This is a genomic window from Paenibacillus xylanilyticus, from assembly GCF_009664365.1.
Taxonomy (GTDB): Bacteria; Bacillota; Bacilli; order Paenibacillales; family Paenibacillaceae; genus Paenibacillus; species Paenibacillus xylanilyticus_A.
Genome location: NZ_CP044310.1, coordinates 2,836,421 through 2,859,439, shown reverse-complemented (window position 1 = coordinate 2,859,439; position 23,019 = coordinate 2,836,421). Strand labels below are relative to the sequence as shown.

Sequence of the window (23,019 nt, the reverse complement as noted above, 5' to 3'; positions counted from 1 at the left end):
ATTCATTTCACGAGCTAACACTTGCACACCATTAACAGGTTTCCATCCAGATCCTGAAAGTTAAACCAATGATCATGCTCAATGGGTGTCGTTATATGAACATCCTTGGATTGCATAAACGCATAGGCTTCCTCAATATTTTCCGTATCAAAATGGAATGCAGGCGTTTTGAACGTATGCTCTTCGGCATAAATTTTGCTGTCCAGTACAATGCGTGTTCCGTTCATTGGAATGATATATAAGTGGCCAAACAGGATCTCGCCATCCGCTGGTAAACCCAAGATGTCACAATACCAATCTCGTGCGCGCTCAATGTCACGGACGGGAATAAACACGGTACCGATCTGATTTAATATCGGGCTCATACCATTCCCTCCTTCTCCATGAACTCGTCCTTGGTTAATCCGAAAAGGATCATGTCATGGTACCTGCCGTTCGTATAGATAACCTTGCGCCGTACGCCTTCCTGAACGCAACCCAGCTTTCTCATCATAGCAGCTGAAGGCTCGTTCCCTTCAAGGACACTATCATTGAATTTATTCAGTCTTCTCTCGAAAAAGGCATACTTCAGCAGAATGCGAACGGCTCGCGTTCCAACCCCTTTGCCCCGATGATCACGATCCACTTGAATCCCAATGCTAAATGTGCCGTTCCGCTCATCTATACTGTTTATGTTAGCGCCCCCAAGGTACTCTCCATGCCAATCCTCAATGGAGAACATGATGCGTCCATGTGTACTGGAGAAATTGGAGAAGCTTTCTGTAAAATGTTTGGCCTCGGCAGACGTCGGCGGCAGTTCCACTGCGCATTCGAGCAGACGTCGAGCAGGTGTATCAAACCGATTATAATAATGTGCTTCCCAATCTTCCTCGCGCAGAGCACGCAGCCTAATCTGTTCGTCCTGCCAAAAGTACTGACTATAGTCAATCTCTCTCATTTCTTCATCCCCATTTCCCGTCCGTTCTTGTACTCACCATCTGTTGAACTAAACCTATGATAACCCAAATTGTGGAATGAGTGGTAGATTCTTTTTCACTGAAATGAACGCCAAACAGTCCCCAAGCAGATCATACTGCCAGGAGACTGTGATTTATTATTGTATACGATGAACCGCTCTGATTATTCGGAATATTGGGGCTTCGTCACGCGATCAGGGACCGATTCGTCGAAGACATCCTGACCTGGATAATCCCGTACTTCCCCTTCATGAAGCTCATGGTTCTCATAGTCAAACCGATGTGCGGATCGCTGATCCACTCGCCACGGCGTACTTTTTCCAAGTGATTCTGACAGTAACGATGAGCCGTAAGGTCCTTCCGGAAACTCCTCCAGTGCGAGATCATTCCGCTGCGACTCCACCGTTGACAGATCGGTATATTCGCGCCGTTCTTCGTGCAAAAATTTGTCCTTCATCGTTCGTCCCTCCATATCCGCCTTGAGGTATCCAAAGCACGTCTATTTTGAGCGAAAAGCTTACCATTTATGCATCATCCCTGGAAAACACTGCGTTTCATGCCTTGATTCATAGAATAAATCTGCGCTTTGCTCTCTCGTCATCACTTACGTATCGATATAAACAAAACAAATACAATAAGTCCAATACAGCAGATGATCGTATCCCTTTTGGACCATACCAACAGGGTAGAACGTACGCCAAGCATGGGATTTTCCCGCACTTTCCGCATCTCCATAGCAATCGTCATATCTTCGGCTCGCTGCAATAACGACATGAATAAGGGGATAACCATTGGTCCGATGTCCCGGACCCGAACCGTATTGGGTTTCAGGGCAGCTTTACCACGTGATCGAACAATTAGGGAGAAGCGCTGCCACTCGCTCCAGATCATCGGGATAAACCGGAAGATCAATGAAACGGCAAGTGCAAACGAAGCAACAGGCAGCCTGATTTTTTTACCTATGCCCAGCACCCAGTTTAGCCCTTCTACCATTCGGCCATACGGCGTGGTTAGCGAAAACCAGAGACTCGCCAAAGTAACGATAAACAAACGATACACATTCAGGAGTGTTGCCTCCGCCTGTAGCAAGGAAAAACCGAAGCGTAGACTCCCTGCCTCTGTATTAAGCGTGGTCCCGGATAACGCTGTAGATATGATGAAGAACAGCAATAAGGGCTTCATTAACTTCACGCAGCCTGCTAGAGTCTGACGGGGCAATATACTTAGCGCCAAAACGACTGGTACCAGTGTGAGGGATAACCCAATCCAGCGGTGCTGCAGCATTGCTGCCGTTACGAGCAGAATATACAGCAGCCATTTCAGACGCGGGTCCATGTTACGGTAGAGGTCATTGGGTGGAACCGCCTCTTGAGCTTCAATGGTACGCTCCATTCTTGCCGACTCTTGCTGGCTCGCTTCACTTGTCTCTTGCACACTTGTCTGCCTCACCTGCTGGTGAAGCTTATCCGACGCAGTAAATGAGGACTGAGCAATACTTGCAGCCATCTCCTCTGGCGTTAATGCCGTGGGCAATTCCATACCAGCTGCTCTGAACTGCTGGGCAAGTCGCATGGAAGGCGGCAACCCGATCTCCGCCTCCTCCAGCAGCTCAGGCTGCATATGAAGTTCTCTCGGTGTAAGATCCGCAATCAACTGCCCTTCTCGCAGCAAAAGAACACGATCCGCAATTGGCAAAAATGTATCGAGGTCGTGCGTGGCCACAATGGCTCCCTTACCTGCCTCCCGGTGCCGTTTAAGCACATCAAGCAGAAGCAAAACGCTCTGCGCTTCCAATCCGGCGCTCGGTTCATCAAGCAGCAGCCACTCAGGCTTCGTGGCCGTCCCGAGTGCGAGGCCGAGTCTTCTTCGTTCACCCCCGCTAAGCGCAAAAGGAGATCGATCCGGATTGAAGCGCTGCTTCATCTCATCTGGATCCGTTGGCGGATCCCATTGGATAAGCGACTTGGTCATCTGGCGTTTCTTTTGTTCATCTGATAGTGGGTACGGGCGAAGCGAGTACGAGAATTCCCTTTGAATGCTTCGGGCAAACAGCTGCTGCTCGGGAAACTGGAACACCAATCCCATCTGCAGCAAAATAGACCGAGGTACCTTGCCATTTTGCCAGAAGGGTTCACCGTTCAATGCAATGTGACCAGCACTTGGTGGTTTGAGACCTGCTATGGTCTGTAATAAAGTGGTTTTACCCGATCCTGTGCAGCCTAATAACAGGGTTATTTCACCGCTGTTAAACTGGATGGAAAGGTCCTGCAAAAGTGCCCTCGTTCCGGATTCAGGTGCTTCTACGGTTAAGTGATCCAGTCCAATATTCATCGGGCGACCTCCTTCACCAGTTGTTCTGGACGGAGTGGTGTGGCGTTATGATCCAGATAACCTTGCTGTTTGAGAAGGAGAGCTGTTTTTACTGTAAAGGGTGGGTCCAGTCTCAGTTGCTCACAGGGTGTACGTCCATCAGCCATGGTTGCCGGGGGAGTCCCGACCGTACTTCCATAGAAAAATGATGATGGTACCCCATCATATATACATTGTCCTTGTTCCATAGCCATAATTCGATTGCTTAAAGTCGCTTCTTCCAAGTGATGTGTAATCCAGACAACTGCAGTTCCTTGCCGGACGACAGATTCCACAATGGATTCAATCCGCTCTCTCGCTCCCGGATCCAGCATGGCTGTAGGTTCATCCAGAACGAGAACATCAGGCTTCGAGGCCAAGGCTACCGCAATATTGAGCAGCTGCTTTTGGCCGCCAGACAGACGAGATATAGCTGTGTCCGGGGAATATGGAAGGCCAACCATATGTAAAGCGTCTTCTCTACGCCGTAATTGTTCCTCTACGGAATCAACGAACGGCGATAGACTGAAATGAAATTCTTCCTCAATCGTATCTCCAAGCACCTGCGCATCAGGCTGCTGAAGCACTCCGCGAACGGCAAGCTCAGGAGCGGCCTGTCTTGTTCCGCCTGATAGTTGTGTGAAGCCGATCAGCACTGCGGCCAGTGTACTTTTCCCGCTGCCATTGGCTCCCACAATACTAATCCATTCCCCGGGATTTACGTTCAGGGAAACACCATCGACCGCTTTGCGAACTTGGCCGGATTCGGCCGCATAATGAACCCGTGCTTGTTCCAGTTTAATTAAAGGTATAACGTCCTGCATCGAAATTTGGTCCTTTCCCTTTTGCTTCTTTTGTGGTACGATCCAAATCGTTAACCACCGTTTCCTGTTTTGGTTAACAATAAGATTACCAAAATCGAAAGGATTGTTCAATCATGAAGTTATCTTTGCGGGGTATTGTATTCAGTGCACTCATGGCAGCTATACTTGTTCTTTTTGGTTACATAAGTATTCCCATCGGTTTCTCACCCGTCCCTATTACGCTGCAGACGCTTGCCGTCATGCTTGCAGGAGGTTTACTTGGCCCGTTATACGGTTTTCTGAGTATTGCTCTGGTCGTTATTTTGACTGCTCTGGGTTTTCCGCTTCTGCACGGGGCCGGCGGCCTCGCCGTACTCCTCGGTCCTACCGGCGGATACGTCATCATGTGGCCTTTCGCCGCCCTGCTCATTGGATTGCTGCTGGCTCGAATCAAGCTGAGAGGAATCGGCGGTTATGTACTGGCATTTGTCGTGTTTGAACTGTTCGGATCGCTGCTGATCTATGTTTCGGGCGTACCTTGGCTGGCTTATGCCTATAAAATGTCTCTTCCGGAAGCGATGATTCAAGGTTTCTATCCTTACATTATCGGAGATCTGATCAAAGCAATCTTTGCTGCGATCATTATCGCGCCAGTTCGTATGGTATTTCCACCGCAGCGACTGACAGGTAATCTGAATTCGACCATTGTGAAGGCTGAATCCTAAGGAACACATAATATAAAAAGTTGTTCAAGTTAAAAAGTATTTTCTTCGTGCATGTAGGTACTTACATCCGCGCAGGACACGACTTTTTGAATTCAATCAGGAACGTAGCTAATGAATTGAATCATGAAGGTGATTCTTGCTCCCCAGTTCTAACGACCAGTTAGCGAATCTGCTTAAACCCATTCAATTCAAGACCAATATAAAATGAAAGGGCAGCGCCAACGGCGCTGCCTTTTTTAGGAATATACACGGACTTCAATCAGCTCGGCACAGGAAGCCCCATTTGTCTCCTCAATAATGATTCGTAAATTCCTTGTTGGCACAAAGTGCTTCAACGCAATACGGTTCGTACGCCTGCGATTGTCCTTAACGGATTCTACCAGAACCCATTTGCCTTCCACCTCTGCCTCGATCCGGTACGCTTTTACGAGCTCCGGAATGATCTCGAACGGAGTCCGGTGATGATGCAAATTAATGAGATCTTCATTCACATCATCATTCCACGTCAGAAGAATCTCACGGATGGACACCCCATGCTCCCATTCCAGCTCCACCCAGGCTTCCCCGTTCTCGTTCTCATTCAGAGGAAGAGACATCCAGGAATGAGGACCGCCATAAGGGCGTTTATAGCCATCGATTACTTTTTCCGGCAGATAGGCATCCGTCGTTCCTGTCATTTTAAAACAAAATGGCTTGCGGTTCAGCGCCTTCATGCTCCAGGCAACAACGGGCTGAGACTCATCGTGATCCTCAAGGGAAGCGACCGCGTGCGGGGCAGCACCCTTCTCAAAGGCCAACACACCCGTTACTTGCTGACTGGATTGATAGAGTCTAATTCTGTCATTCTGCTTGATAACAACAAATGCATTCTGCGAATGGGCAGGCTCCCATTGGATGCTGACATGAACCCATTGCTCTTCACCCTTAGCTACACGAATGGTCGCTTGGGTAATCTGTTTTGCTGGAACGTAGTTCTCTTCCCGCCCTGTATCCCAGAGTTCTACTTGCAGCTCTGTGTCTTCCTCTGCCGATATCAGTAACTCCATCCCCTGAAGCGAAGGATCAACGGGAAAAAGAATTCCGATATCTCTCTCCAAACGATAGGACGCTGCCGGTTGATCAATAGCAATGGTCTTACTCGTTGTTGAAGCAGTGACTACAGCCTTTGGAGCAAGGTCCTGCCTGTCTTCATTTCGCAATCCGATGACCGATGCATCCTGTCGCAGCAGGGTCTGCTGCAATTCCTCCAGATGCTGGTTATGGATCAATTGTGGCGATACCCCTTTCGCTGCACAGAGCGCAGCAGCCGTTCCTGCTGCTTCACCCATCACTGCACAGGTAGCCATAACTCTTGTCGTACCGAAGGCCACATGTGAAGCACTTACATTTCTTCCCGCAAAGAGCAGGTTCGACACATTCGCTGAGTACAGTGAACGATAAGGAATATGATAGATGCCGTCGGCATGCATATGCTTGGAACCGCTGGCTTCGGCGTACATGCCCTGCGGTGGATGCAGATCAATGGACCAGCCGCCAAATGCAATCCGGTCGGCAAATGGCTCCTGAGCAAGAATATCATTTTGGTTGAGTACATAATCTCCCACAAAACGTCTATATTCCCTTTTCCCCGGAATGGAACCCACCCACTCCAGTGTCATCGTTTCTGCATCAAACTGCCCTGAATTTTTAATATAATCCCAAATGCCATAAATGACCGACCAGAGCTCATCCCGAATCCGTTCATTCTCGTGAACCGTGTCCAGCTCCCCACCCCATTCGATCCACCAATAGTGACAGCCCGAATCACCACTGCGAATGACACGTTTGATTGGAATGGGCGTTTCCTCAATGTTTTTGGCAAAGGACGGAGGCACGAAACGAACAGGTCTACCGGCATCCTGTGTGTAAAATAGCAGCGTACTTCCCAGCGTTATCTGATCAGCCGTCTCAGGCGCCCACTCTTCTCCATATTCATGTGCCGCCTCCCGGCCCAGACGATAGCGAGCTCCTGCCAGAAATCCGACTAAGCCGTCTCCTGAACAATCAAGAAAAACCGGACTTTCAAAGCGAATGCGTCGTTCCGATCCCATCATCCACCCCGTCACCGATCGAATCTGGCGGTCTTCCTCCGTTCCTTCTGCTTCCACCTCGTGTACATCCGTATTCAGAAACAGGCTGATCCGCTCTTCTGCTCGAACGGCTTCCATAAGAACCAGGTCCCATAAATAGGGATTGCCTTCCGGATTGCGGTACTGATTCTCCAGAAACAGCTCGCCCATGATGCCCGTCTCCCGGGCATACCGATTCGTTCCGTGTGCTGTTGCTCCGCAAACCCACACTCTTACTTCACTGCTTGAATTACCGCCAAGCACCGGCCGGTTATTAATTAGGGACACCGTACTTCCCAGTCTCGCGGCTGCGATGGCAGCACAGATGCCCGAGAGCCCTGCCCCGACAATCGTTATGTCACTGGTAATCTGTTCCGTTTTCATGTTCATCACCCTTTCACGGCAGAGTTGGTCAACCCCTGAATGATGTAACGCTGCCCTATAGCAAATACAATGATCATGGGAATAATCCCCGCTGAAGCAGCAGCCATCATGCCATTATAATCCACCGTATTTTCCAATATGAAATTTTGCAATCCCAGAGGTACCGTGTACAGATTCTCGTCGATCAGAAACACAAGTGCATTCTCATAGTCGTTCCACTGCCAGGAAAAGTCTATAATGGCCAGTGTCGCAAGCGCCGGCTTGGCAAGCGGAAGAATCAGACGAAAGAATATGCGGAAGTGTCCCGCCCCATCAATAAAGGCTGACTCCGATATTTCATTCGGAATGGACAGGAAGAATTGACGCAGCATGAACACGCCGAAAATCGTGAACAAACCAGGCAGAATCAATGCCAGATGTGTATTATAGATTCCCGCCCACTCAAACATGATGAACTTCGGAACGAAAAGTACTTGCGGCGGAATCATCATCATCGACAGATAGAGCAGAAACAGCGTATTTCGACCTTTGAAATCAATCCGGGCGAATCCGTATGCGGCAAAAGCGGAAAGAAATGTCGCCCCTACCATGCCGATGATGGATATCTTGAGTGAATTCAAATAATACGTTCCGAAGCTTTTGGCGCCGGACCATACCTTTTGATGATGCTCCCAGGTCAGATTGGATGGAATCCATTCAATCGGATACTTAAATACTTCAGCAGGTGTCTTCAGCGAGGTGCTGATCATCCATAGAAAAGGAATAATCATGACTACAGCCAGCGCCAACATGATTATGGTGATGAACAAACTGCTTGGTTGCAGGATGGATAGGCGTTTTTTGATTTCCATTTCTTCGGTCTCCCCTCATCATTTAATAATGGACCCAGCGTTTTTGCCCTACCCACTGAAGAACAGTAATCAGCAGAATAATGGCGAACAGTGCCCAGGAGACCGTAGCGGCGTATCCCATATCGTAATAACGGAACGCATTCTGGTATACATACAGAGACAGGATGGTTGTACTATTACCAGGTCCCCCCTGCGTCGTGGCCTGGATAATTCCGAACGTTTTGATGGCCATGATCAGTCCGGTAATCAGCAGCAGAAATGTGGTCGGACTGACCAGAGGCCATATGATTCTGCGCAAAATCTGAAGCGGTCTGGCTCCATCGATCTTGGCTGCTTCCAGCAGCTCTGATGACACTTCCTGTAAAGCAGCAAGGTAAATGATCATATTGTAGCCCAGCATAAACCAGATCCAGATGATATCGATGGCGTACATGGAAGAGGTTGTCGTGGAAAGCCATCCCGGCGGGTTATCTACGCCAATACTGCGCAAGAAACCGTTGATCGGGCCCTGATTTGGCTGAAACAGCAGCATCCAGACAAATGCCACGGCCACTCCGCTCGTAATATAAGGCATAAAATACAACCCGCGCAGCAGCTTTTTCAGATAGATCTTTTGATTCAGGATAACGGCTACTATAAAACCAAGCACGATTGAGACAGGCACAGCGAGCAAAAATATCAGGGTATTACGCAAGGATAGAAAGAACAGTGGATCTTTCATCAGTCGCTTGATATTGTCCAAACCTATAAACGTCATATCCGGGTTCATAAATTTGTAATCCGTGAACATGAGACCAAAAGAGTAGATGGCCGGGATCAGGAAAAAAAGCAGAACGCCCAGCATGTTTGGACCGACAAAAATATATCCCAGCATGCGTTGTCTTTTCATCCAGTTGTTATGCATTGTTTTTCGCCTCGTTTCTTCCAGGGATAACCCAAGTCTACCAACCCGGCAATGTTCCCATAAGTAACAAATCCACCTTGTTCATAAAACAGAATGATGCAAATAATGCTTTGCCACAGGCGGTCCAATCCTTCAAAAACATCAATTTGTTCTATGCTGCGAATGCCTATCCATCTGCTGTCAAGACAAAGAGACTGCCACCATAAATCTGGGGCAGTCTCCATATATCAACCCTTTTGTTGCAAAAAATAATGTTGCTTTTTTTTATTTGGCCGTCTTGAGATAATCATTATGTCTGGAGACCATTGCGGAGATCGTTGTATCCAGATCCTGTACGCCCAGAAAATACTTTTCGTACTCCTGCGCTCGCAAATCCATCACTTCCTGAGGCACAGTTCGGACATAGGTTGGCGTTTGATAATCAAACATGACATACATGAGTGACTCCAGATCATACGTATCTTTTTTATCCCCAAGCATGCTCTCCAGCGCCTTATCCTGATCTGCATCCTTGGAAGCCGGGAATCGTCCTCCCTCAGCCATTGGGGCCATGCCACCATCCGCATACCACTTCAGAAATTCCCAGGCTGCCTCCTGATGTTTCGACTTGGCATTAATGGAGATGTAATCTCCCAGTCCACCACGCATAACATAACCTTCCTTATCTTCAGACAAGCGTGGTACCGGTGCAAAGGCGATGGTGAAATCCCGCGGGTAATCGGTAAAATTGTTCGAGCTGCGGAGAAGCCATGCGCCAATGTTAAGCATAGGGACTTCCCCGCTCAGAAACATCTGCTCCACAGGCATTTTCGACGTCAGCTGCTCACCAAGCGGCGGCGTTGTCTTATCCTCAGCCATCATGGCATTCAGGGTTTCCAACCACTTTCTCACCATGGGATGATCCAGGTTGGATGTTCCGTCTGCCTTGGTGTACCCTTCCTGTGACAGGACGGAATCCATCGAATCAACGAACGGTTCAGTGTTTTGAATGAACCCATGTCCACTATCCTTTTTTAGCTTTTTCGCATATTCTCTCATCTCATCCCAGGTCCAGTCCTTCGGAACAGGCAGATTGGCCGCATCGAGTGCTTCCTTGTTAAGTGCCACGAAGTAAGTGCTCTTCGTAGTAGGGACACCATAATACTTTCCGTCAATTTTCCAGCCCTCCGCATCAGGACCCATTTTCTCGTCGATGTTGTAGTCGGTGAAGGAACTCAGATCAGCCGCAGCACCGGATGCGACCCTCTTGGCCGTATGGGAAATCGTATAGTTCACAAATAAATCCACATCCTGACCTGTCATGATGGCGGTATCCAATTTAAGATTGCCTTCGTCATCATTCACATAACGCACATATTCAATCTGTGTTTCGGGATGCTCCTTGTTCCACACATCGATGACTGTCTGCGGCCCCGCTTCAGGCGGCACGCCTCCCCACATTTTCAATTTGACTGTATCACCCGAATTGCCAGACGCACTGGTCTGAGCATTGGAACCTGAATCATTGGAACAACCTGCGATCATGCCCACAACAAGGACAAGTGATACCATTCGTGCTACCAAGCCTTTTTTTCTCACCAAGAGACGACCCCCTCGTAAATTCTGGATTGAAGTTTGCAACTTAAGGATAGCAAATGAGTGAGAATGGTCGTAAGTAACAGAATCATGATTGCCATGGAACAGAAATACACATTTGAAACCGTTATCATCCCTCAATCAAGTCATTTTGTTCTATTTCTGATGACGATACTGACTCGGGGTTGTACCCGTCATACGTTTGAAGATTTTGATAAAATAATTATCGTTCATAAAACCGACCTGGTGGCCAATCTGGTTCACAGGCCAATCGGTATCCGTCAGGTATTCGATCGCTTTGTTAATGCGTGTTCGATGCAAATAATGAATCAGCGTCTCCCCGGTCTTCTTTTTAAACAGGGCACTCACATAGTTTTCCCCCATCATGACATAACGTGCGAGGAACTTCAGTGTAATATCCTGATCATAATGCTGTTCAATGTATTGGATGATCTTATTCACTTCCGGATGTGTGATTTTCTCCTTGGTCGCTGTGGACGCAGGACGAATGGCGCGTTCTGGTTGCACTTGCACCCCGTTATTCGATAATTCCTTGCTCACCTTAACAAGGGTCTCCCGCAAGTCCTTCACACTCATCGACAACTTCAGAATGTAATTGGAAGCTCCGTATTCCATCGCCTGCCGCATGGATTCAAAATCACCCATACATGTCAGCATGACAAATTTGGATTGGATGCCAGCCTTCCTTGTTTCCTGAAGTAGCATTAATCCGTCCATCTGCGGCATGACAATGTCACACAGAACAAGATCCGGAGGATCCTGCTTAATCATTGGTAACGCTTCCAATCCATTGCTTGCTTCTCCTGCTAGCGTGAACCCCATGTCCTCCCAACGAATGATCTCCTTCACGGACTCCCGGACGAATGTCTCATCTTCCACCAGTAATACTTTCCACATCGTAGTCCCTCCATTCCGTTAATCCTCGTCATTCTTGTTGTCCAGGTTTTGGTTCGCATATGGTTCGGACAACAAAACAGGCAGATGAATCCGGCACAATGTGCCTTGTTCCAACGAGATCACCTCGAGCTCACCTTTGTCCTTGAACAGAAGTCTTAGTCGCTCCCTGATATTCTGCAGCCCAATACTCGGTCTCTGACGACCCTGCTCCCTGTTATTCTTCGAATGATCCATCCCTACCCCGTTATCCTCAACCTCCAGCGTCAACCGATCAGGCACAGCTGCATTTCTAAACATCCGGATCTGGATCCGCCCTCCCTCTGTCATATTGCCAATCCCGTGGCGAATCGCATTGTCAATCAAGGGCTGCAGACTGAGCTTGGGAACCAGGGCATACAGCAGCTCTTCGTCATAACTGAACTCTATGTCAAACACATTTCCATATCTGACTTGCTGGATATACAGAAAAGCTCGCGTCAGATCCATTTCATCGCGAAGGAGAATGAGATCCACATCTGAATTAAGACTGGTTTCCAGCAGTTTACCGAGTGATAGGCATATTTCCACCGTTTCTTCATTCCCGTTCCGCAGTCCAATCCATTTCAGTGTATTGAGCGTATTCAGCAGAAAATGTGGATTCATCTGAGCCAGAAGCATCTGAAAATGCACGGCATCCTTCTGCCTTTCTTCGGCACGAAGCTGTTGAACCAGTCGGTTCATGTCTACCATCATCGTATTGAAGGTCCGTGTAAGATCCAGCACCTCTCCCTTGTGATTCTCCTCTGGCAGCCGAATGCGGAGATCCTTGCCAACCGCTTCTTTCATCTTGACCTGTAGACGGGACAATGGCCTTGTAAATGTATAAGCAATCATGAAAGCAATAGCAATAAAAAGAGCCGTAATGGCATAAAACGTTGCGAAATAATGCTTCTTGAGGCTTTCAATCTCACCAAACAACAATTGTAAGGGAATGCGGTTTATCATATACCAGTCCAGTGAAGGCAGATAACTATAGTTAATGAGTGACTCACTGGATTTGTCAGTCCAGTATCCATTACTCGGCTCTCGGGAAACCTCCCGAATAACTTCACCGGACAGCTTAGATTCGGAGTTGGAACGAGCAATCACTTCACCCTGGCGCGTCATGATAAAGTAGAGCTGGTCACTCTCGGACTTCTGCAATACAGACTGAAACCAGTAAGAGAAATCAATGCTGATTCTTGCCAGTCCGTATGTATTGTTATTCCGGTCACGCAGTTTGGCGTACAAGGATAACAGGGTTGGGCTCCTGGTCACATCACGAGATACGTAATTCTCATCATTCGATGTCCACACATATGAGGTTCCGCTGTCCTGAAGGGCCAAAAAGGAACGATCCGAGGCAACAGTTTCATAATCTAGCGGGACCTTGGGCTGATATGAGGTGTAGATATTCCCGTCTTCATCGAGCAGTGTAAAATAAACGGATGGATTGTAGAGAAAAAAGCTGTTATTCAAACCCTTGAATTTGTCCTCCATACGCTCCTTGTTATCCAGGACGTTGTGCTCGCCAGGGTTTTGCAGAATACGGCGAACCTCGGAATCCTGTTCCAGGAAGATCAAGGTTTTGAAAGCGATACTGAGCTGATCTTCCAGCGACTGGTGGAGGTTATCCAGCTGTTCGTGACTCTGTTCACTGATCTTCTGCTGCACGAGCGATTCAATTTTTTCGTAATTGTACAGATTGAGAATGCTGAATGGAAGCAGAATGACAAGCGCGAACCCTGCAAACAAACGGTATTTGAGCTTGTGGGGGATCATCCATCCCAGCCACTTCCGCATATGAACCGACTCCTTTTGCTGCCCTCTGGTGAACTTATTATATCACCCTGTTCATGCAGCTGGTGGCTGATTTTGCTAACGATATCTTCATTTTAAAGAAGGCTGCACTCCAGTCATAGAAACATATTTCTCATTGCATAGAACATATCTACACATTAATGCCCACTTCTCTTCGAAAACTCATGCTTTCATATACGAAAAGTTTAATCATCCTATTATCGTGAAACGGATCGCTAATTTACAACTGATTTCTGTTCCAATTATGAGGGTATTCGCTTCTTCTATTCTATGTTATATTAACATCTACGAAAACGCTTTCAATACAAATTCTGGAGGTGATCCTTCCTTTGTAAATCCTGTCTGGACTGTTTTATAACTGAGCTTTTCTCCATCTGAGCAAGCCTAATTCATCAGTTCAACTATTCCAAGAATGAAGGAGACACTGTTAATGAAGAAAAATCGTAAACATGTTCTATCCCTCACACTGGTCACCGCACTGATTCTGTCTCTGTTCTCTTCTGCCATGGCCTCTGCAGCTCCTGATCACAAAGGTAAACCTAGTAAACCTGCTGCGCCAACCAAAATCCAGTCCTACGTCAGCGCCATGGAACCAGGCTGGAATCTGGGTAATTCGCTCGACGCTGTGGGCGAAGATGAGACGGCCTGGGGTAACCCGCGGATTACCAAGGAACTGATCAAGCAGATTGCGAAGCAAGGTTATAAGAGCATTCGCATTCCTGTGACCTGGGAAGCCCACATCGGCGACGCACCCAACTACACCATTGATCCCGCGTATATGAACCGTGTACAGGAAGTTGTGGACTGGGCACTCGATGCCAATCTCTATGTCATGCTTAATATTCACCATGATTCCTGGCGATGGGTCAGTTACATGGAGAAGGATCATGACCCTGTGATGGCACGCTATAATTCCGTATGGACCCAGATTGCGAACCAATTCAAAAATGCTCCTTCCAAGCTGATGTTCGAAAGTATTAACGAGCCCCGTTTCACAGAAGGTGGAACAACGGATGCCGCAGTCGGGTACCGTATGCTCGATGAGCTTAATACTTCTTTTCATCAAATTGTAAGGTCTTCTGGCGGAAACAACAAGACACGTCCACTCGTACTCCCGACGATGCATACCTCATCCGCACAAGCTGATCTGGATGCATTAAATGAGACGATCACGAAATTAAATGATCCTAACATTATTGCTACAGTTCACTATTATGGCTTCTGGCCATTTAGTGTGAACATCGCTGGTTTTACCAAGTTTAATGAAGAGGTACAAAAAGACATCACCGATACATTCGATCGTGTATACAACGCTTTTGTAGCCAAAGGCATTCCTGTTATTGTTGGTGAATATGGCTTGCTGGGCTTCGATCAGCATACGGGTGTCATCGAACAGGGTGAGAAGCTGAAATTCTTCGAATTCGTGGGACAGTATCTGCGTCAAAAGAAGATGACCACCATGCTGTGGGATAACGGGCAGCATTTCAGTCGTACAAACTATACTTGGTCTGACCCTGATCTCTATAACACGATGAAAGCGAGCTGGAAAGGTCGTTCGTCCACAGCCGAATCCGATCTGGTCCATCTCAAAAAAGGAGCGGCCGTTCAAGATCAAACGATCCGATTGAATCTGAATGGAAACACCTTCAAGTCTCTCGCTAACGGTAACAAGAAACTGTCTAAAGGCAAGGATTACACGATTAAGGATGACGTGCTGACCCTTAAATCCAGTCTGTTAAGCAAACTGACCGCTTCCGGCAATCTTGGTGTCAATGCGAAGCTTACAGCGAAATTCAATAAAGGCGCCGACTGGCACCTGAATATCATTACGTATGATACACCTGTGCTGAGCGATGTTACAGGAACTACCGATTCTTTTGCAATTCCAACCACATTTAACGGAAACCAGCTGGCCACGATGGAAGCGACTTATGCCACCGGAGGTAACGCAGGTCCGCAAAACTGGACATCCTTCAAGGAGTTCTCTTACACCTTTAGCCCGGATTATAGCCGTAATATCATTGAATTGAAACCAAACTTCTTCAACGAAACGAATGATGGTGAGGTTATTCTCAAGTTCCACTTCTGGAGTGGCGAGGTGCTCACCTACAAAATTACGAAGAACGGCACGAGTGTCGTTGGTCAAACGTCTTAATTCACACATGCGAACGTTCTGTTCAGAGCAAGGCTCTGGCAGAACGTTTTTGTTTTGACCAAAGTCCGAATAACGTACAAGTCATGCCTCATACCTTTACAGTAATTTGGCTTGAGGAGGCAAAATCATGTTTAAACGGGTAGACCGCCTTGCAATTGAACTGCCGATCTCCAATAACCCGGACCCCAATGGAGCAAGCGCAGTCCAGGAACTGCTTGGTGGAAAGTTCGGCGAAATGTCCACGTTAAACAACTATATGTTTCAGTCCTTCAACTTCCGGGGCAAAAAAAAGCTGCGTGCCTTTTATGACATTGTGGCAAGTATTACGGCTGAAGAATTCGGTCATGTGGAGCTTGTCGCCAATACCATTAATCTGATGCTGGTTGGCACTACTGCTCCGGGAGACCCTGATACTACCCCGCTTCGTGCAGGCAAGGATGCTCGTATTACTTCCCATTTCATTGAATCGGCTCAGACCGCGCTTCCTTTTGATTCCATGGGCAGACCCTGGAATGGCTCCTATGTCGTGAACAGCGGCAATCTGATCTTCGACCTGCTGCATAATTTTTTCCTCGAATGCGGTGCGCGTACTCACAAGATGAGAGTGTACGAGATGACGGATCATCCAACTGCGAGAGAGATGACCGGTTATTTGCTCGTCCGTGGTGGCGTACATATTCTTGCCTATGCCAAAGCGCTGCAGATTGCAACCGGGGTTGATGTGACCAAGATGTTCCCTATTCCCCGCCTGGACAATAAGGTGTTTGACACGACCCGGAAATGGGAAGCCATGGGCGAACATCGCAGGCTATACACCTTTAGTGACAAGGACTACCAGAATATCGCCCAGATCTGGAAAGGCACACATCCGACAGATGGCGGAAAACTGGAGGCATTTGCAGGACTGCCCGGACACAGTGGTGCTATTCCCGATCTGCCGGACCTGCCGGAAGAATTCGCCCCTGGCGTCTCTGCGGAAGATCTGTTACAGATTGCAGAACGGCTGAAGCGCCAAGCAGGATTGTAGTGCTGAACATATGTCAAGCGGTCATCTCATTATTCGAGATCACCGCTTGTTATTTTTGCATGACCGTCCCATCATAAAACAAACGATATATCACCGCTTCGGCTGTGTATGACATATGAGGCTCCCAACCCGCGGTATACCAGCTGCACCGGATTCAGGCTGCTTGTAACTACATAAAGCCGCTGCGGGCACCAGCTATGGCATAATTGAATGTCCTGACAGCACACTGGCAGATTTCTTTCAAATACAAAGGCATGTTTCACCGCACAATCTATAGCAACGGGCGTCTTGTCTGCCGAATCAGTGGGATAGAGGCGATGCACAGAGATTTTACCGATCAATTCAGTCAGCTGCTGTTCCTCTTCTGCATTGTGGACAAGCACGATTACATCCATTCCCCGCTTCAGCAATAAACGAACAAACTCCATTCCAGCTGAGCTCTGTCCCGTTGAAACTAACATAACAGCGTCTTCCACCATCGTACTCCCTCACCTTCGTCTCCAAGCCAGCAAGAATAAATATCCTCTGGCACGGTATGAGCGAATCATAGTCCTGTACTTGCAGGGCTGCAAGGCCGTAAGGGAACGATTTACTGCGTAAATCAACCAATTCTGGCGAAACTCAAGTTCATTTTAGCCAAAATCTACTCCTGGCTTCATCTAGCTTCAATTTACCGTGGAGGAAACAAGCCAATGAAATAAACGGATGTAATCAGCAAAAATAGCAGACTGATCCCGATTTAATCGCTTACATCACGGAAATGTCTACCCGGAAGCACTTAAATGCGGTAAATAAAAGATCCCCAACATTTTACTTCATCGTCACTCAGCCGTAACATAAACCAAAGGTTGAAGAACATTAAGTCGCATTCATTCGATGGAGGTTGGTGGCGTGTTTCCGAGTTGTGAACTCATAAATCAAATAACAATAAACCATGAAACGAAGATTACTTCCATGGAAATCATTCGGTACGATATGCGAAAGCTGCCGTTACTCCCGCTTGAACATTCAGGTGGCTACTGCGGATTGTTCAAAATTTCATGTGGAGGCATTCACGGATTTGCAGAATTTGATGTACCGCGAGGTTCAGAGCCCGCCGATCTGGTCAAATGGGCTTCGGTATTCGCAGGGTTAAAAGGGTTGGAACCGAAGCAAGCTATCCACTACATCACCGAGCACCAAAGTCTGTGGGGAGAGGTCCGTGCTCATTTTCTTCTAAAATGCCTGGACAATCTGATCATCAATCTGGAGAATGGCAGGAATTTGCCTATGAGCCAGGAACAGGTGCGTGCCTTTTTGATGGAATATGCGCTCACCTATTATTCGTTTTAATACACTTGTTACGTTGTATGAATAGCAAAAAAAAAAGCAGGCAATGAGTCTGGTCAAATTCATCAGCTCTCTCTGCCTGCTTTGTTCATTATTGTTTAAACTTCACGACAAGGATGTTGTCCCCATTCGCCTGTACGCTGCCAATCTTGGCCGTCTGCACTTCTTCTATGATTTCATTTCCGTTCGGGATGAGAACGGGAGTGATGAGTGGCAGCCCCGCCGCCTGAATGGCGTACATGTCAAACTCAATCAATAATTGGCCAGCGGTGACTGCATCTCCGCTTTGGACATGAGCGGTAAAGCCCTCTCCCTTTAGACCAACGGTATTGATTCCAACGTGAACAAGCATCTGCAGACCACTCTCATGCTCCAGAATGACAGCATGTTTGCTCTTGTTCATGACATGGGCTACGATGCCATCAAAAGGTGCGAACACCTTACCCTCCGTAGGCTCAATAGCAATCCCCTCACCCATATGTTTCTCTGAAAATGCAGGATCAGGTACGTTGGCCAAAGCTACCGCTGTACCAGTCATCGGCGAAGCAATTTCCAACATTTCCACTTTAGGCCGATGTACCGCTGTTTGATTCATACGATCATCCATACCTGCGGTTTGGACAGCCGATGCATCACTCTCATTTCCACTCTTCGTTGTCTCCTCTACAGCAAGTGGTTCATCCTTGTAACCGAAGAACCAGGTTAACGCAAAGGCCACACCCACAGCAACCACATTCACAAGAATGTACAGAGGCAGCTGACTGTTCAGATACAACAATGTACCTGGAATCACCGTTACGGCCATACCTGTACCCTTCAGATGGAACAAGGATGCGAGAAAACCACCGACTCCGCCACCAATTAGTCCCATAATGAACGGTTTCATGAAGCGCAGGTTTACCCCAAAAATGGCAGGTTCGCTAATCCCGAGAAAAGCGGATAAGGACGATGGCAGCGCCAGTGCCTTGAGTTTTGTATTCTTTGTTTTTAATCCTACCGCCAAACAAGCCGCTCCTTGTGCAGCCATTGCCGAAGTTACGATGGCGTTGAACGGATTATAACCGGTTTTCTCCAGCAGCTGGATTTCCAAGAAGTTGAAGATATGATGTACACCAGTAACGACAATAATCTGATTGAAGAAACCAATAATAATTCCGGCAATACCGAATGGAAGGTCCAGAACAGCTGTCGTTCCATGCAGCACCCACTCTTCAAGCGAATGAAAGACGGGACCGATGGCAAAGAGTCCCAATGTGATCATCACCGTCAGTGTGATAAAAGGCGTGAGGATCAAGTCCAGCGCCTCCGGCACACGTCTTCTCAGAAATTTTTCAAACTTCGCTCCAATAAGTCCCACGAAAAATGCAGGTAAAACGGACCCCTGATAGCCTACAACGGGTATAAACCCGAACATGTGCAGTGCTTGAGCCGATCCATCTGCCACAGCATAAGCATTCGGCAGTGCCGGATTGACAAGCATTAGTCCAAGTACAATCCCGAGCACAGGACTGCCGCCAAATACACGGAATGCAGACCAGGCCACGAGTGCAGGCAGGAATGCGAATGCCGTGTCCGTCAGAACCTGCGTAAACAACAGGAAATTGGGCGAAATGTCCTCAGGGGTTGCACCGAACAAGGACAGAATTTCATTCTGGGTAAGCAGTCCGCGCAGCCCCATGAACAACCCTGTAGCCACCAGTACAGGAATAATAGGTACGAACACATCTCCGAACGTGCGGATTGCCCGTTGGAATGCGTTGCCTTCCTTTTTCCCCTGATTCTTCACGTCTTCCTTGGAGGTCCCTTCGATTCCGAGCTTCTCGACCTCTTCAAAGATCCGGTTCACGGTACCTGTCCCAAAAATAATCTGATACTGTCCGGAATTGAAAAAGGCACCCTTGACCTTGTCTATATTCTCGACCTGCTTCTGATCGATTTTCTCTTTGTCATTCACCATAATACGAAGACGTGTCGCGCAGTGGGCAAATGATGCGATGTTATCTTTGCCCCCAATGGCTTGAATGACTTCCTTGGCTATTTGTTGATTCTCCGACATGGTAATTCATTCCCCTCACCTGATATCTAGTAATCCCATTTGGTTGCTTTGAACTCAGCCTTGCCTCCACTCGCAAAAAAGCGAATTCCCGTACTTTCGGGGCTTGGGAAAATTCGGCTTGTGAATACCTCTTCCCCATCATTGACAAAGATTTCAACCGATGACGTATCTACAAACAGTTGTAGCTTGATCCGATCTCCATTCAGCGCGCACTGGCGTACCGTGCCATTCATGCCCCCCATTGGAGCACCTGATGAGGTTCGGTCCAGTATCAACTTTTGCTGGAGACGGTCGTATTGCAAAACGGTCTTTTCTTCACCGCCTGTTCGAAATTCAATCCCGAATCGTTCAGCATCAAAATGACTGATTTCACATTCCAGCTCATAGGCAGTGCCGTTGAATGCAGGAACACTTTCAGATCTGTTCTCCAGTGTCGTTTGATAACGGTGTCCCTCAGATTGTTGACGCAGCTTCTTCATCTCATCAACAGGCTGCTGAATGAGTTTGCTGCCTTTCAGGGACAACTGGCGCGAAATCGTAAGGCAATGGGCCCACCCGCTCGCATCGGTTGGATACTCCACATCCGGAAGTCCCATCCATCCAATCAATATGCGTCTTCCGTCCGGCGCTTCCATCGATTGTGGCGCATAGAAATCGAACCCGCGATCCAATTCCTCAAAAGAATCATGATCAAACTCTCTCGTCTGTAGATTCAATGGCTCACCCATCAGGAAACCTGACTGAAAAATGTTGTTGTACAAATCCCCTTCACCTTCGAGACCCTGCGGTGAAAAAAGAAGCACGCCTCTGCCATTCATCTCAAAGTAATCTGGACACTCCCACATATAGCCGAATTGGGAGAGATGTGTCTGGATCTCACCCAGAAACTCCCACGCCGTGAGGTTGGATGATCGGTACAACACCGCGCATCCTGTCATGTCTGTCCGCTGTGCTCCGATTACACAATAAAAGGTATCCCCATCCTGCCAAACCTTCGGGTCCCTGAAATGCTCTGTGTACCCGGACGGTACTGACGATATAACCGGCTGGTCGGCTTTCACAACTGAACCGCTTTCATCCATGACCGCCAAGCATTGATACGGATGTCTGATCCATGCTTCATCCCTGGTGTTGCCTGTATAGAGCAGGTGCAGCTTGTCATCCTTAACAATGGCACTCCCCGAGTAAGCCCCATGCGAATCGAATGGATCACCCGGACGGATGCCGATGCCCACCTGCTCCCAGTTCACCAGATCTGTCGAGCGAACATGATACCAATATTTCATTCCGTGCTCTGTTCCCAGGGGAAACCACTGATAGAAAAGATGATAGTGCCCTTGGTAATATGAAAATCCGTTAGGATCATTCAGCAAGCCCGTAACAGGTTGAATGTGATAGGATTGTCTCCACGAGCAAGCAGAAATCAATGCTTTCAGCTTCTCAATCTCTCCTTCTTCCGCCTGCTCAATGAATCGGTAGCGCTGCTCTCTGGTCATTTTCATAACATATCTCCTAACCTTGCCTAAAATATTTCATCAAAGAGGAACCGGTTCCAACACAACTAAAAAAATAATTCCACGGCATACAGCCAAAACCATTATTCCAATTCGAATATCTCAAACGAATGGAACCGGTTCGATGGAATTATCATAAAGGATAAGTTTATACGTTGTCAACGCTTTCTCGGGGAATCAATTCCACATCAAGTATAGTTTGCTTCTCTACCGGCTCACCTGTAACCTGACGAATCATATGGCTTGCAGCCAGTTTGCCGGCCTGCAAATAATGAAATTTCACTGTTGTCAGCGCCGGATGAATCATTTCCGTGATATCGTATCCGCCAAATCCGGCGACCGACAATTCATGAGGTATTCGAATCTTGTTAGAGAAAGCAGTCTTCATTACACCAAGGGCGATGTTATCCGTGGCACCTACAATGATGCTCGGCTTATTGTCCCGAAGAATGGCCTCTGCTGTAACGATCGCTTCGGACATTTTGAAGCTTGTCTCATAGTACGTAACATCACAACCGCCCCCGCCATATTCGGCGATGGCACGCTGAAATCCCTGTCTGCGATGTATACCGACGGCCTGGTCCCTCTCCGTTACTCCAATATATACAATCTGGCGATGCCCCTTCTCCACCACGTATTTGCCCATATCGTATCCGGCCTGGTCATCGTTGTGAACCAGACTATGCAGACGTTCATGCTGTTGTCCCACCAATAACACCGGAATGCCAATCTCTTCTACTGCCTTCAGATGTGCTTCAGTCACTTCAGCCGCAAGCAGAATAATGCCGGATACCTTTTGCCTTGCAAAATCATAAATGGCGTCGATCTCACGGTGCATATCCTGGCTTGTGTTGGCAATCAACATCTGGTACTGATTGGTTCTTAATTCCTCATCTATGCCGATAAGCGTCTGTGAAGTTGCAAATGAGTCCAGCCGGGGGACGACTGTTCCGATAATACTGGTTTTCTTCGCTTTGAGGCTCTGTGCAAAGGTGTTCGGTACGTAATTATATTGCTTGATAATGCGCTCAATCTTCTGGCGTGTATCTTCACTGACCGAACCGCCATTAAGAAAACGGGAAACGGTGCTTTTGGCCACGCCGGCCAGTTGAGCGATATCAGAAATGGTCTTGTTCATAGTTACTCCTCTTGTGTACAGCTTAAAATGAAAATGGATAATGCACCCTTCTTATTATACTTGGTTGATGTCGTTGTGGCGAATATCATTGTGCTGCAGTACAGCGTTATTGATGTGCGGCATCACTTCAATTCATTGCATGCAGAAGGTGTACATGCTAGTATAACTTCAATTCATATCGTGCACGATGGAATATTAACATATCAATAAACAATTACAGGTCAATAAACAATATACAGGCTATGACGGAAAGAGTAAGCGGAATCTGGCGTTGATTACAGGGACGTGGTGCCAAAGACTGAGAGCACCCGAGACAACCATCCGCCGAAGTTCACTCCCGAGCCGATTGCTGAAAAGCGGCTTCTTCAAGAGTCAGCTTCTAGGACAA

At 47.7% G+C, this 23,019-nt stretch carries 19 protein-coding genes; 4 read left to right on the top strand and 15 right to left on the bottom strand.

Features of this window, described 5'->3' with window-relative positions:
- Window positions 1-14: 14 nt before the first annotated feature.
- From F4V51_RS12895 to F4V51_RS12875, 5 genes are all read right to left on the bottom strand, one after another.
- Window positions 15-365 carry a VOC family protein gene (locus F4V51_RS12895; protein WP_153978262.1) on the bottom strand — a complete coding sequence of 117 codons (351 nt, stop codon included), beginning with the start codon at window positions 363-365 and terminating at the stop codon, window positions 15-17.
- Complete coding sequence (locus tag F4V51_RS12890; RefSeq protein ID WP_153978261.1) at window positions 362-937, bottom strand: GNAT family N-acetyltransferase; 576 nt, start codon at window positions 935-937, stop codon at window positions 362-364. The genes F4V51_RS12895 and F4V51_RS12890 overlap by 4 nt, the downstream gene beginning before the upstream one ends.
- Before the next feature lie 182 nt (window positions 938-1,119).
- Window positions 1,120-1,413: a hypothetical protein gene (locus tag F4V51_RS12885; protein WP_153978260.1), complete on the bottom strand. Its 294-nt coding sequence runs from the start codon at window positions 1,411-1,413 to the stop codon at window positions 1,120-1,122.
- 143 nt (window positions 1,414-1,556) lie between these two features.
- Window positions 1,557-3,287: an ATP-binding cassette domain-containing protein gene (locus F4V51_RS12880; RefSeq protein WP_153978259.1), complete on the bottom strand. Its 1,731-nt coding sequence runs from the start codon at window positions 3,285-3,287 to the stop codon at window positions 1,557-1,559.
- A complete protein-coding gene (locus tag F4V51_RS12875) occupies window positions 3,284-4,129 on the bottom strand; it encodes an energy-coupling factor ABC transporter ATP-binding protein (protein ID WP_153978258.1) in 846 nt (281 codons plus the stop codon). The genes F4V51_RS12880 and F4V51_RS12875 overlap by 4 nt, the downstream gene beginning before the upstream one ends.
- A gap of 113 nt (window positions 4,130-4,242) precedes the next feature.
- Between F4V51_RS12875 and F4V51_RS12870 the strand changes: the two genes are divergently transcribed.
- Window positions 4,243-4,833: a biotin transporter BioY gene (locus tag F4V51_RS12870; protein WP_153978257.1), complete on the top strand. Its 591-nt coding sequence runs from the start codon at window positions 4,243-4,245 to the stop codon at window positions 4,831-4,833.
- Between the two features lie 236 nt (window positions 4,834-5,069).
- Here F4V51_RS12870 and F4V51_RS12865 read toward each other — a convergent pair whose 3' ends face one another.
- The 6 genes from F4V51_RS12865 to F4V51_RS12840 all read right to left on the bottom strand — a co-directional run bounded on the left by F4V51_RS12865 (window position 5,070) and on the right by F4V51_RS12840 (window position 13,394).
- Complete coding sequence (locus tag F4V51_RS12865; RefSeq protein ID WP_153978256.1) at window positions 5,070-7,325, bottom strand: FAD-dependent oxidoreductase; 2,256 nt, start codon at window positions 7,323-7,325, stop codon at window positions 5,070-5,072.
- A 5-nt stretch (window positions 7,326-7,330) separates the two neighbouring features.
- Complete coding sequence (locus F4V51_RS12860) at window positions 7,331-8,176, bottom strand: carbohydrate ABC transporter permease (protein ID WP_153978255.1); 846 nt, start codon at window positions 8,174-8,176, stop codon at window positions 7,331-7,333.
- Window positions 8,177-8,198: 22 nt separating this feature from the next.
- On the bottom strand, window positions 8,199-9,080 hold the full coding sequence (locus tag F4V51_RS12855; protein WP_153978254.1) for a carbohydrate ABC transporter permease: 882 nt from the start codon (window positions 9,078-9,080) through the stop codon (window positions 8,199-8,201).
- A 264-nt stretch (window positions 9,081-9,344) separates the two neighbouring features.
- Entirely contained in the window at window positions 9,345-10,658 is a 1,314-nt protein-coding gene (locus tag F4V51_RS12850) for an ABC transporter substrate-binding protein (protein ID WP_321573818.1), read from the bottom strand.
- A 153-nt stretch (window positions 10,659-10,811) separates the two neighbouring features.
- Complete coding sequence (locus F4V51_RS12845) at window positions 10,812-11,573, bottom strand: response regulator transcription factor (RefSeq protein ID WP_153978253.1); 762 nt, start codon at window positions 11,571-11,573, stop codon at window positions 10,812-10,814.
- A gap of 18 nt (window positions 11,574-11,591) precedes the next feature.
- Window positions 11,592-13,394: a sensor histidine kinase gene (locus F4V51_RS12840; RefSeq protein WP_153978252.1), complete on the bottom strand. Its 1,803-nt coding sequence runs from the start codon at window positions 13,392-13,394 to the stop codon at window positions 11,592-11,594.
- Window positions 13,395-13,842: 448 nt separating this feature from the next.
- Between F4V51_RS12840 and F4V51_RS12835 the strand changes: the two genes are divergently transcribed.
- A complete protein-coding gene (locus F4V51_RS12835; RefSeq protein WP_153978251.1) occupies window positions 13,843-15,567 on the top strand; it encodes a cellulase family glycosylhydrolase in 1,725 nt (574 codons plus the stop codon).
- A 127-nt stretch (window positions 15,568-15,694) separates the two neighbouring features.
- Window positions 15,695-16,594, top strand: coding sequence for a manganese catalase family protein (locus F4V51_RS12830; protein WP_095358352.1), 900 nt, complete (start codon window positions 15,695-15,697; stop codon window positions 16,592-16,594).
- A gap of 71 nt (window positions 16,595-16,665) precedes the next feature.
- Here F4V51_RS12830 and F4V51_RS12825 read toward each other — a convergent pair whose 3' ends face one another.
- A complete protein-coding gene (locus F4V51_RS12825; RefSeq protein ID WP_153978250.1) occupies window positions 16,666-17,055 on the bottom strand; it encodes a hypothetical protein in 390 nt (129 codons plus the stop codon).
- Between the two features lie 493 nt (window positions 17,056-17,548).
- On the opposite strand from F4V51_RS12825, the gene F4V51_RS12820 reads away from it, so the two are divergent.
- Window positions 17,549-17,926 (top strand): hypothetical protein, encoded by a 378-nt coding sequence (locus tag F4V51_RS12820; protein WP_153978249.1) that lies wholly within the window; start codon window positions 17,549-17,551, stop codon window positions 17,924-17,926.
- Between the two features lie 88 nt (window positions 17,927-18,014).
- On the opposite strand, the gene F4V51_RS12815 is transcribed toward F4V51_RS12820, so the two are convergent.
- From F4V51_RS12815 to F4V51_RS12805, 3 genes are all read right to left on the bottom strand, one after another.
- Window positions 18,015-19,979 carry a sucrose-specific PTS transporter subunit IIBC gene (locus F4V51_RS12815; protein ID WP_153978248.1) on the bottom strand — a complete coding sequence of 655 codons (1,965 nt, stop codon included), beginning with the start codon at window positions 19,977-19,979 and terminating at the stop codon, window positions 18,015-18,017.
- Between the two features lie 26 nt (window positions 19,980-20,005).
- Window positions 20,006-21,481: a glycoside hydrolase family 32 protein gene (locus tag F4V51_RS12810; protein WP_153978247.1), complete on the bottom strand. Its 1,476-nt coding sequence runs from the start codon at window positions 21,479-21,481 to the stop codon at window positions 20,006-20,008.
- A gap of 160 nt (window positions 21,482-21,641) precedes the next feature.
- Window positions 21,642-22,631, bottom strand: a complete 990-nt coding sequence (locus F4V51_RS12805) for a LacI family DNA-binding transcriptional regulator (RefSeq protein WP_153978246.1) — start codon at window positions 22,629-22,631, stop codon at window positions 21,642-21,644.
- Window positions 22,632-23,019: the final 388 nt, after the last annotated feature.